The organism is Conexibacter woesei DSM 14684, assembly GCF_000025265.1.
Lineage (GTDB): Bacteria > Actinomycetota > Thermoleophilia > Solirubrobacterales > Solirubrobacteraceae > Conexibacter > Conexibacter woesei.
On sequence record NC_013739.1, the window covers coordinates 635,523 to 647,061 of the forward strand.

Genomic DNA, 11,539 nt, shown 5'->3' on the forward strand with positions numbered 1-11,539 from the left:
GATCGTCAGGGGTCCTGTCATCCCTGGTCTTTCGTCACGCGGCGCGCTGCGTCAGCGCGCTGAGGTCGAGCACGGTGATCCGTCGGCGCTCGGTCGCGATCCAGCCCAGCTCGCGCAACGTCCGCAGCGCGTTGGCGACGCCGGCCCGTGAGGACGCCGTCCAGCTGCCGAGGTCGTCCTGCGTGAGAGGGAGCCCGATCTCGATGCCGGCGTCTGTGCGATCGCCATAGCGCTCGCACAGCTCGACAAGCCGCGCGGCGACGCGGCCGATGGTGTCGAGATCGCCGAACTGCTGGCGCGCGCGGTTGGCATCGCGAAACCGCCGGCCGATCACGTCGATCAGCGTCAGCGCCGCGGTCGGCGTCCGCTCGAGGAACGCGCGGAACTCCGACGCGGCCAGCGCCTCGGCCTGGACCGGCTCGATCGCCGTGACGTCGCTCGAGCGCGGCTCGGCGTGCATGAACGTCAGCTCGCCCAGCACGTCGCCCGGTCCCCGGAAGCTGAGCACCAGCTCGCGCCCGCGGGCGTCGCTGGTGCTCGCCTTCACGTGCCCGTCGAGCAGCACCAGGACCCGATCGCCCGGCTCGCCCTGGTGCATGAGTCGCTCGCCGCGCGCGAAGCGGCGCCGTCCGCCGAGTGTCAGCAGCGCCTCCCGGTCGCGGGCGGACAGCAGCGCCAGGAACGTGCCCGGCTCTGCCCGTTCGGCGACCACGCCCCGATGCTAACCCTTCTCGTCCGGCTTCGGCGGGTGCGGAGCGGCAGGCGAAGGAGGCGGAAGGCGCGCCCCGCAGCGCCGGCAGAAGCGCGCGTCCGCCGACGGCACCTGGCCACAGACCGGACAAGGGAAGGCGCTCATGTGACGGGCAGGCTAGCCCCGCGGCGCGGCGGTGAACCACCCAATATTGGGTAGATCGATGCCCGGTCGCCACGTACCGTCGAGCGCATGAAACGTGCACTCGCGGTGGTCGTCGTCATCCTCGTCGTGGCGAGCCAGGCGCAGGCGGCCGCGGCCGCGCCCGCTCCCCGGCTCATCGTCGCTCCGGGCGCGGACGCGCTCGTCAAGCACGGCGCGGTTCGGGTCGTCGTCGCCCGCGACGCCGGCGCGAAGACACGCGTGCGGCTCAACGACCGCGACGTGACCGCGCGCCTGCGTGTCGCGGGCGGGCGGCTCGTCGGCGAGCTCCGGCGCAGCGACGGCCTGCGTCCCGGGCGCAACCACCTCGTCGCCGTCTCCAGAGCGGGCGGCAGGTCCGAGCGCCGCAGCGTCCGGTCGTTCTTCATGGTGCGCCGGAGCGCGAGGTTCGCCCGCGTGCGCCTCACCGGCCGCAACCCGGCGACGCTGAAAGTCGATGTCGTCTCCGGCGCGCCCCGCGCGGAGCTCGCGCGGCGCCAGCGGATCCTGCGGGTCCGGCTCAACGGGCGCTCCATCACCAAGGCGATGGTCGCTCGGACGGGCACGAGCTGGACGGCCTCGCTGTCGGGGACCCACGGGCTGCGCCACGGCGTCAACCGGCTGAGCGTGCTCGTCGCCGAGCCGCGCGACGGTCGCTACACGTCCGTGCGCCGCCGCTTCACGGTGCACCGCGACCGGCCGCTGGCGGCGGCGGGCGCCGACCGCACGACGCGGCCGAGCATGCGCGTCCGCATCGGGGGTGCCCATCGTGCCGCGCGCGGCGGCCGGCTGACGTACCGCTGGACCCTCGTCGGCAAGCCGGCGAGGTCGCGGGCGACGATCGGCAGATCCACGAGCGCGCGCCCCTCGCTGGTGCCCGATCGTCCCGGTCGCTACGTCGCGCGGGTGCGCGTCACCGAGCGCCCGCGCGGCCGCGCGTCGGCCGCGCAGACGACCCTGGGGACGACCGTCGACGACGCCGTGATGCAGGCGATCCCGAAGTCGACGCTGCTCGAGGTGGCGGCCAACGCGTTCCCCGCGGATCCGCGGGGGATCCAGCTCGGCAAGCCCGGCAACGGCGGCACGTTCTACCCGCACACCGGTCCCGCGGCGACGATCCAATGGCTGGAGCTCGATCGCCGGACGCTCCAGCCGACGGTCGCCGGCAACACGTGGTGCTGCGACGACGCCGACCACTCGCTCGACAGCCTGACGGCGAAGCTCCAACAGTCGAGCCTGACCACCCTCGTGATGCTCGCGCTCCCGCCCCAGCGGAGCACCCTGCCGCCGAGCCAGTACAAGAGATTCAACGACGCGCTGGCCGCGATCGGCGTGAACCCGCTCGACGACGTCGACGACCTCGACAAGCCGGGGCAGCAGATCGTCGCCGTCGGCTTCCCGACCGCCGGCCTGGGCAGCGGCTGGCTGATGCGCAGCCACAAGGGCAACCCGAGACTCGCCAAGCAGGGCTGGCTGATGCCGGACGCCGACCTGAGCGCCGGCTACCGCTTCCAGCCGCTGCAGGTGCCGTTCAACACGAGCGCGGCGTCGACGCCCACCTCGAACACGATGACCTTCGGCGGCGAGTCGGTGACGAGCCCGCCGCTCGGGACGGCGACCGGCTTCCACTTCGTCGAGGTCGATCCGGCGGACCTCAGTGTCGTGAGAAACCTCACGTTCGAGAACGACGCCAACGGCCGCGCGCAGCTCGCCAACGCGATCAGCGCGGCGAGCGAGCTCGACAACGTCGGCAACATGAACGGGCGCGGCAACTACGTCGCGCTGCAGAGCATCGGCGGCTTCGCGCCCGCCAACCCCGGCTGGGACGACAAGGTCAGCCTCAGCCTCACGGCGATCGGCGCCAACCCGCACTACTTCAACTACCGCTCGCCGAGCTATGCGTTCTTCGGCGGGGCGCACCTCGGGTCCAACGGGGCCGCGCAGTCCAACGCCGGCCTCGTGCTCGACGCGACCACGGGTGCGAAGCAGCGCGGCACGCTGAGCGGCGAGGCGCGCATGGGCCCCGACGGGTTCTTCCTGCCGCCCACCGGGTCGGCGACGGACGGACCTGTCGACTCGCTGTACGACGTCATCTTCAACGCCGAGCCCGCGCCGTGGCCGTACACGTCAGGGCCGGACGCGGGCGCCTACCAGAAGGCGCTGGCGTACATCTCGGGGGAGCTCACCGATCCGGGCGTGAATCCCGCGCACGCGAAAGATTTCACCAAGGTCAGCGACACGTTCAGGACCGACATCCGGGGCGCGTACCTCGGCCTGCCCGACTACGCGCACTGGGACTCCGCCTCGAGTGTCCTGTCCGGCTCGGTGCACTATCCCGGCGCGCAGGCGGGCGCGTGCAGAGGACCGCCGAGCGGAAGCGACGAGCCCGGCTTCACGCTCACCCAGTTCTGCAACCTCAAGGCGGCGCTCCTGAGCGAGTTCGCCGACCTCGACGCCACGTTGGACTACAAGGACAAGCTCGTGCAGGCGTTGCAGGTCGCCTCCAGCGGCGACCAGGCCCGGCTGATCACCACCTTCACCACGATCAAGGAGAAGGTCGATCCCCCGGAGAGCGAGGTCGCCTCGCCGCTCCTGGGTCTGATGGAGACGCTCACGGAGTTCGCCGACCTGGCCGAGGTGGCGTTCGCTCCGGAGGCGGCTGCCGCCGTGAGTCTCGCCGAGAACGTCGTGGAGCTGACGAGCGCGGTGTCGAACTCGGCGGACAAGCCGCTCGGCACGGCGCTCGACGACACCGTGCAGCAGCTCGGCGGGGACCTGAACGGAGCGGTCTACAGCGGCGTCGGCGGCCTGCTCGCCGTCCGCGCCGCCGCGATGTCGGACCGGGGACGGCTGGAGGCATTGGCCGACGCCGCTCGCGCCGCGGGCGCGATCTCGTCAGGCGAGATCACCGACCAGCTCGTGAACGCGAGCGGGCGCTACTACACCTCGGCGCTGATGGAGTCGCTCAAGTCGGGCAAGTACCACGGGTTCCGGATCTTCACCGACGGCAGCGGCCGTGACGGCGGCCCCAAGCCCGACGACTGCCGCTACCGGTTCCGCGGCGCGCCCGACGGCGCCTGGGTGCCGATCCTCTACCAGCTGGACCTCTGGTCGTCGCTGGTCTTCGGCTGGGACGGGGGCACCTCGACGGACTATCCGCCCGACGAGATCCTCAGACAGATGTTCGAGTCCCCCAACCTCGGCGCCCCGATCCCCGCGCTCGGCCGCGGCTACGGCATCGACAAGTCGACGTGGTTCTGGCAGCAGGCCGACAACCTCACGACGAGATTCCGCCAGTACGACAAGTGCAGATTCGGGTCGTGACGCGATGCCGCGGCTGAGTGACAACCGAGTTCTCGCCGTCGCGCTCTCCGTGAGCGCTCTGGGCGCCGCAGGACTGCTCGCGGGCTCGGCAACGGCCGCGCGGCCGTCGGCGAGCGGCAAGGCGACCGGCGCCGACAAGGTCGCCAAGATCATCGCCCGGATCGAAGCCAAGCCGCGGTATCGGCATGCCGACTGGGGCTTCCAGATCCTCGACCAGAGAACGGGCGACGTGCTCGGCGCACAGAACGCGCAGAAGATGTTCGACCCCGGCTCGACGATGAAGCTCTACTCGGTGTCGACGGCGCTGAGCAGATACGGGACGAACTACCGCTTCCGGACCCCGGTCTACCGCCAGGGCACCGTCTCCGGCGGCACGCTCGGCGGGAGCCTGGTGCTGGTCGGCTCCGGCGACCTGACGTTGGGACTGCGCGCGGAACCGGGCGGCCGGCTCGCCTACGCGAACCTCCCCGCCGTCGACCACAGCTACGCCGACCAGCTGCCCGGCGCGGTCCTCCCCAAGGGAGACCCGATGGCCGGGCTCGACGAGCTCGCGCGCGACGTGCGCGCTTCAGGCATCACGCGGGTGAGCGGCGACGTGGTCGTCGACGACCGGCTCTTCGCGCCGTACGACGGCTTCCCCGACGGGCTGATCTCCCCGATCTGGGTCAACGAGAACCTGGTCGACCTGCTCGTGAAGCCGGGCGCCGTCGGGCAACCCGCGTCGATCGACCAGCGTCCGCTGACCGCCTCGTACACGGTCGACAACCGCGTCGTCACCGTGAGAGCGGGCAAGCCGACGACGCTGAACGTCAGCGAGCCGACGCCGGGCACGATCGAGGTGACGGGCCAGATCGCAGCCGGCAGCGGCCCGACGCTGAAGGTGTGGGAGGTCGACGATCCCGCCGCGTTCGCCCGCACCGCATTCATCGCGGCGCTCCAACGCGCCGGCGTCACGGTGACGGCGACCGCGACCGGCCCGAACCCCGCGACGCTGCTGCCGCCGAAGGGCAGCTATCAAGCCGCGGACAGGGTCGGTGAGCACGTCTCCTCGACGCTCTCCCAGTACGCGAAGCTGATCTTGAAGGTCAGCCACAACCGTGGCGCCGACCTGATGACCTGCCTCGCCGCGGTCAGACGCGGAAGCACCGACTGCGAGGACGGGTTGACGAGCGAGGTGCAGACCGCGAGCGGTCTCGGCGTGCCGTACGCGGGCGTGATCCCGATGGACGGCGCCGGCTCCGACGATCAGGGCCGCACGACGCCGGCCGCCCTCGCGACGCTGCTGCGGCACGTGGTCAGAGCCCCGTACGGCAGAGCCTTCGTCGACGCCCTCCCGATCCTCGGCCGCGACGGCACGCTCGCGAACGTCGAGTCGAGATCGCCCGCCGCCGGCCGCTCCCAGATGAAGACCGGCAACCGCGTCGTGAGCAACGCGGCCGGCCAGATCATCGTGCTCGGCAACAGCCTCGCCGGCTACGCCGAGACCAAGAGCGGCCGCAGAGTCGTCTTCATGATCGCCGTCGGCAACGTCCCGACGCGCACCGCCGCAGGCTTCTTCAGAGTCGTCGACGACCAGGCGGCGATGGTCGTCGCGATCCAGCAGAACCTGTAGAGCGCCCGCGCTCGCCGCTGCGAGCGATCGGCGGCTCCCGCGCCCGGGATCGGACCGGTAGTAGGCGAGTCGACTACGCGTCGTCTTGTGACTCGATCTCCATGATCTCGATCTCGCATCGAGCGGGTCCGATTGGATGAAAAGCGTGAGATCGGCCGCAGTCACGGCATCTGCTGTACCGGTTGCTCATAGGATCGGCGGTGTGACGGCCGTCGTGGATGTTCCTTTCGGCCTCCAGGAGGCCAAGTTCGTCGTGCCGGCGACCCGGCCCGGCACCGTCGGCAAGGCCGAGATCGTCGGGCGCCTCCGCAGTTCGGGTGCGCCGCTGGCGACGGTGCTCGCTCCAGCCGGCTACGGGAAGACGACGCTCCTGGCGCGCTGGGCGCAGGCCGATCCGCGTCCGTTTGCGTGGGTCGCGCTCGACGCGCGAGACGACGATGCGGTGATGTTCCTGCGCTCGGTCGCGATGGCGTTGCACCGGATTCTGCCGCTGTCGCGGCAGGTGCTCGACGCGCTGTCGGGTCCGGGCGGACCGACGTTGACCAGTCGTGTTCCGCGGGTCGGGAGTGCGCTGGCGACGGTCGAGCGTCCGCTGGTGCTGGTGTTGGACGACCTGCATGAGGTCGCGAGCACCTCCTGTCTGGACGTGCTCGCGGCGCTGCTGGACTACGTGCCGGAGGGGTCGCAGATCGCGGTCGCGAGCCGGGAGGCGCCGGCGCTTCCGCTCGGCCGCTGGCGGGCTCAGGGGCGTCTCGACGAGATCGGCGTGAACGATCTGCGGCTGAGCCAGGAGGAGGCCCGGCTGCTGCTGGCGGCCGCCGGCGTCGAGCTCGACGCCGGCGCGAGCGCCGCGCTCGTCGAGCGGACCGAGGGCTGGCCCGCCGGTCTGTACCTGGCAGCGCTCTCGCTGCGCGCGGGGGCGCCGGCCTCGGCCGGCGCCGCGGGCTTTGCCGGCGACGACCGCTTCGTCTCCGACTACTTCCGTCAGGAGCTGCTGTCGCGGCTGCCGGCTGCGGAGGCGCGCTTCCTGCAGCGCAGCGCGGTGCTCGAACGCATGTGCGGCAGTCTGTGCGACTCGGTGCTGGAGACGGCGCGGTCGGCGCGCATGCTGGAGGGCCTGGAGGGCACGAACTGCTTCGTGGTGCCGCTGGATCGGCGGGGCGAGTGGTATCGCTACCACCACCTGTTCGGCGAGCTGCTGCGCGACGAGCTGGAGCGCAGCGAGCCGCCCGCGGTGGTGCGGACGCTCAACGGCCGCGCGATGGCCTGGTGCATCGCGCACGGCGAGCAGGAGGCGGCGGTCCGCTACGGCCAGGCTGCGGGCGAGACCGACGCCGTCGCCGTCCTGGTCGACGCGCTCGGTCTGCCGCTCTACTACGACGGTCGCATGGAGACGCTGGAGGAGTGGATCGGCTGGTTCGGCGAGGAGGAGCTGACGCGGTACCCCGCGCTCGCGGTCTACGGCGCATGGCTGCGGATGCTCACCGGCCGGCACGCGGAGGCGGAGCGGTGGCTGGCGATGGCCGAGAGGGCGACGTCGACGATCCCGCTCTCGGACGGCAGCGCCTCGATCGAGCCGTGGGTCGCGAACCTGCGGGCGTGCATGATGCGCGACGGCGTCGAGCAGGCGCTCGTGGACGGCGATCTCGCGCTGCAGCGGTTGCCGCCTGAGAGTGCGTGGCGGCCGGCCGCGCTCGTCGTGCGCGGCGCCGTGCACGCGCTGTCGGGCGCGGAGGGCCGCGCGACGGACGACTTCTCGGCGGCGGTGAAGACGGGGCTCGCGTTCGGGTCGGCAGACGTGGTCTTCGTCGCGGAGGCGGAGCTGGCGCTGCTGGCGCTCAAGCGCGGAGCCTGGACCGAGGCCGGGGAGCGTGCGCGGGCGGCGGTGGCGCTGGTCGAGGACACAGGCTTGGGCGATTACTCGACGAGTGCGATCGCTCACGTCGTCGCGGCGCGCGTCGCGCTCCACGAGGGGCGCCGAGAGGACGGGCGTGCGGCGCTCGCCCGTGCGCATCGGTTGCGGCCGCTGCTCGACGAGGGCATTCCGTGGTTGACGGTCCAGGTCGGGCTGGAGCTGACGCGCGCCCACCTCGCGCTCGCCGATCCCGGCGCCGCGCGCACGGTCTTCGAGGAGAGCGAGCGGATCCTCGCGCTGCGTCCTCAGCTGGCCCTGCTGGTGGACGAGATGCGGGAGCTGCGCGGCCACGTCGCCGCGACGGCCGGGCCGGCCGGCAGCTGGGCGATGAGCCTGACGGGAGCCGAGATCCGGTTGCTGCCGTACCTCGCGACCCATCTGACGTTCCCGGAGATCGCAGGCCGGTTGTTCATCTCGCGCAATACGGCGAAGACCGAGGCGATCTCGATCTATCGCAAGCTGGGCGCGTCGTCGCGCAGCGAAGCGGTCGAGCGCGCTGTCGAGGTCGGGCTGCTGGAGCGCTCGATCTATCCGCCGGCGGCGAGTTTCACCCTGGATGGATGACGCGCTGATCGTGCACATCGGCTCTGATGTGCGTCAGAGGCAATGGGCGACTACAGACAGCATCTGCGTCGGCTTGCTGTGCATGACGATGCGCTGGTCAAGGCGATCGCTGCCGACGGCAGCGCATTCGCGACGTCCGTGATCGACGAGCGGACCGCTGCGCTCGCGCGGGTCGCGGCGACCGTCGCGGTCGACGCGGCGACGGCCTCCTTCCAGCACGCGGTCGCGGTCGCGCTCGCGGCGGGGGCTACGAGCGAGGAGGTCGTGGCGATCCTCGAAGCGGTGGCGCCCGTGACCGGTGCCTCCCGCGTGGTTCAGTGTGCGCCGAAGGTCGCGCTCGCGCTCGGCTACGACGTCGACGCGGCGCTGGAGCGGCGCGACGCGTGAGCGGCGGAGGGTCCGCGGGTCCGGATCTCGTCGGTCGGGGCGCTCTCCAGCGGCGGTGCCTGGTCGGGCGGGTGGCGGTGGTACCAGCGGGCGTAGCGATCGGCGAGCGGCGCCGCGGTGAGCCCGTGCGCAAGGACGGAGAGGCCGACGGTCAGGTAGACGGCGAGGACGATCAGGTGCTCGTGGGGCAGGTCGGACTCCTCGACCACGATCACCGCGAAGACGATCGACGCGAGGCCGCGGGGGCCGAACCAGCCGAGGAAGCCGAGCGTCGGCAGCCGCGCGCGTGAGCCCGCCATCGCGATCGCGACCGGCAGCATCCGCACGAGCGTGAGGCTGAGCACGGCGTAGAGCACGAGCTGCCAGCTCAGCTCGCCGAGCGAGGGCCCGAGCAGTATCGCGCCGAACAGCACGAAGGTGACGCCGTTGAGCACGTCGCCGACCTGCTCGCCGAGATCGTTGACTTGGCCGGGATCGTGTCTGAGCGCGAGCCGGAAGGTCATGCCGGCCACGAACGCGGCGATGAAGCCGGAGCCGTCGAGCGCGCTCGCGGTCCCGTACGCCAGCGCCGCGCCGGCCGCCGGGATCACCTGCATCCATTGGTCGGCGATCAGCTGCCGGCGGCCGGCGTGGATGAGGATCGCGGCGACGACGAGGCCGCCGACCACTCCGCCGAGCACCCCGTAGCCGATCTCCTCGAGCAGGAGCGTCGCGGCGCCGCGGCCCTCGGCGATCTCGGAGTGGACGTCAGCGACCGCCACGGCGGCGAACAGCAGCGGGACGCAGATGCCGTCGTTGAGCCCGCTCTCGACGTTGAGCCCTTGGCGAATCCTCGCCGGGATCCGCGGCTCGGTCACGACCGCCTGCCCCAGTGCGGCGTCGGTCGGCGCCAGCACGATCGCCAGGATGACGGCCTCCTCGATCGTCAACCGGTCGAGCAGGACGGCGGCGGCGACGGCGCCGAGCGCGATCGTCAACGGCAGCCCGATCCCGAGCAACCGCAGCGGCACGCCGACCTCGCGGCGCAGCATCCGGAGGTCGATCCGCGAGGCGTCGCAGAACAGCACCAGCGCAAGCGTCGCCTCTGCCAGCGTCCGCACCGACCCGCTCGAGCTCTCGACGTCGATCCCGTCGAGCACCTTCGGACCGACCAGCAACCCGACCGCGACGAAGACCATCGCCGGCGTGACCGGCGTCCCCGACAACCGCCGCGAGACCGCCGCGACGCCGAGCAGCGCGAGCGCGACGATGGCGAGCGCCCAATCCACGCGGTCAGCCCGGCTGGTCCGGTGCCTCGCCCTCGCTGAGCTCGGCGCGGCGTCGACGGCTGCGAAGGCGCTCGCCCGCTGGACGACTCTCAGCTCTCTGGCGCAGGTACTGCTGCGCGACCGACGAGAGCAGGGCGACGAGGATGCCGAGCCCGGTGAGGATGTAGACGATCGTGAAGAGCTGGGTCCCGGCGGTCGTCGGCGTGAAGTCGCCGAAGCCGACGGTCGTCAGCGTCACGACCGAGAAGTAGAGCGCCTCCACGATCGTCCAGTCCTCGAAGCGCCAGTAGAAGAGCGTCCCCGTCAGCACCAGGGCGCCCGCGACGACCGGCAGCGCCTTGGTCTCCGGATCGCGCCAGACCGCGGCGAGCGCACGAGCCAGTCGCCGAGCTGCGAGGACCAGAGGGATCACTGCTGTCTGGCGCCTTCGCTTGCTGCGGCGTCGAGTTCGCGGGAGAGCTCGTCGGCGTCGGCGTCGACCTCTCTCTCGATCAGCTTGTCAGCGTGGCTGACCGCCTGCTCGAACTGCTCGCCGAGTTTCGACTCGCCGATCACGATCACGGCCGCGGTCGCGTTCTCGAGCTGCTCGCCGAGCTCCTTCAGGTCGTGACGCGGGATCCCGCGTGAGAAGTGCCCGGCCAGGCCGCCGGCGCCGGCGCCGACGATCGCGCTGCCGAGTACGGCGGGCGGGAACACGAGGCCGACGAGCGCGCCGACGCCGGCGCCGGTCCAGGCGCCGTGCTGGGTCGGCTTCTCGGTCTTGGTGACGCGGACCTTGCCGTTCTCGTCCTTGCGGACGACCGCCGAGTCGAACGTTCCGATCGCACCGGCGGCGTGCAGATCGAAGACGGCCTCGTAGTCGGCCTCGGCCGTCGCGATGTCGCCGTAGACGGCGGCATAGAGGAACACCGGTTTACGGGCCATTGTGGCCTCCTTCTCGCTGGGAAGAGCGTTTGCACCACGATGGCCGGCCGCTGCGGCCGGGGCATCATCCATCCTGGGTGATCCGCGCTCGCCTCCAGGCAGCTCGGCGCGACGTTCATCCGATCTGGGTGATGCGGGCGGGCCGCGCGCGCTCCTACGTTGTGGAGAACCACGACAGGAGGGGCAAGATGCGAGGTACAGGTCGAGCGATGTTCGCGGCGATCATGCTCACGATCGTCGGTGCGCTCAACATCATCTACGGGATCGGCGCGTTGGACGACGCGAACATCTTCGTCAACGACCAGCGCTTCATCCTCACCAACCTCAGCACGCTGGGCTGGGTGCTGATCATCCTGGGCGCCATCCAGCTCACCGGCGGGATCTCGCTGTTCGCCGGCAACACCTACGGTCGGGTCATCGGGATCATCGGCGGGAGCCTGGGTGCGATCGGGGCGCTGCTGTCGATCGGCGGCTCCTACCCCTGGTGGTCGCTGGCGATCTTTGCGCTGTGCATCTACATCGTGCACGGCCTCCTCGTCCTCGGTGACGACGAGCGCGCACCAGCGGTCTGAGCCGTGTCGAGAGAATGCTGGCGGTGTACACGCTGTACGTCGCGCCGCCGCCACCATGGCAGCACGGCTTGAGCGTGGCGC

The 11,539-nt window shown here is 71.5% G+C and carries 10 protein-coding genes; 5 read left to right on the forward strand and 5 right to left on the reverse strand.

Going from position 1 to position 11,539, the window contains the following annotated elements:
- Positions 1 to 34 precede the first annotated feature (34 nt).
- Positions 35 to 712: a Crp/Fnr family transcriptional regulator gene (locus CWOE_RS03015; protein ID WP_012932090.1), complete on the reverse strand. Its 678-nt coding sequence runs from the start codon at positions 710 to 712 to the stop codon at positions 35 to 37.
- 9 nt (positions 713 to 721) lie between these two features.
- On the reverse strand, positions 722 to 856 hold the full coding sequence (locus CWOE_RS34435; RefSeq protein ID WP_081425209.1) for a zinc ribbon domain-containing protein: 135 nt from the start codon (positions 854 to 856) through the stop codon (positions 722 to 724).
- Between the two features lie 87 nt (positions 857 to 943).
- On the opposite strand from CWOE_RS34435, the gene CWOE_RS03020 reads away from it, so the two are divergent.
- The 4 genes from CWOE_RS03020 (at position 944) to CWOE_RS03035 (ending at position 8,694) form a co-directional block, all read left to right on the forward strand.
- Entirely contained in the window at positions 944 to 4,216 is a 3,273-nt protein-coding gene (locus CWOE_RS03020; RefSeq protein ID WP_012932091.1) for a hypothetical protein, read from the forward strand.
- Between the two features lie 49 nt (positions 4,217 to 4,265).
- Entirely contained in the window at positions 4,266 to 5,828 is a 1,563-nt protein-coding gene (gene dacB / locus CWOE_RS03025) for a D-alanyl-D-alanine carboxypeptidase/D-alanyl-D-alanine endopeptidase (protein ID WP_160165467.1), read from the forward strand.
- Between the two features lie 145 nt (positions 5,829 to 5,973).
- A complete protein-coding gene (locus tag CWOE_RS03030; protein WP_148260872.1) occupies positions 5,974 to 8,307 on the forward strand; it encodes a LuxR C-terminal-related transcriptional regulator in 2,334 nt (777 codons plus the stop codon).
- A 78-nt stretch (positions 8,308 to 8,385) separates the two neighbouring features.
- On the forward strand, positions 8,386 to 8,694 hold the full coding sequence (locus CWOE_RS03035) for a hypothetical protein (protein ID WP_148260873.1): 309 nt from the start codon (positions 8,386 to 8,388) through the stop codon (positions 8,692 to 8,694).
- Here CWOE_RS03035 and CWOE_RS03040 read toward each other — a convergent pair.
- From CWOE_RS03040 to CWOE_RS03050, 3 genes are read right to left on the reverse strand one after another with little or no spacing between them, the layout of a single operon-like run.
- On the reverse strand, positions 8,655 to 9,962 hold the full coding sequence (locus tag CWOE_RS03040; RefSeq protein ID WP_012932095.1) for a cation:proton antiporter: 1,308 nt from the start codon (positions 9,960 to 9,962) through the stop codon (positions 8,655 to 8,657). The genes CWOE_RS03035 and CWOE_RS03040 overlap by 40 nt on opposite strands.
- 4 nt (positions 9,963 to 9,966) lie before the next feature.
- Positions 9,967 to 10,374, reverse strand: a complete 408-nt coding sequence (locus CWOE_RS03045) for a potassium channel family protein (RefSeq protein WP_012932096.1) — start codon at positions 10,372 to 10,374, stop codon at positions 9,967 to 9,969.
- Complete coding sequence (locus tag CWOE_RS03050) at positions 10,371 to 10,886, reverse strand: DUF1269 domain-containing protein (protein WP_012932097.1); 516 nt, start codon at positions 10,884 to 10,886, stop codon at positions 10,371 to 10,373. The genes CWOE_RS03045 and CWOE_RS03050 overlap by 4 nt, the downstream gene beginning before the upstream one ends.
- Before the next feature lie 77 nt (positions 10,887 to 10,963).
- Here CWOE_RS03050 and CWOE_RS03055 point away from each other — a divergent pair, with 77 nt between their 5' ends.
- On the forward strand, positions 10,964 to 11,458 hold the full coding sequence (locus CWOE_RS03055) for a DUF7144 family membrane protein (protein ID WP_148260874.1): 495 nt from the start codon (positions 10,964 to 10,966) through the stop codon (positions 11,456 to 11,458).
- Positions 11,459 to 11,539 lie beyond the last annotated feature (81 nt).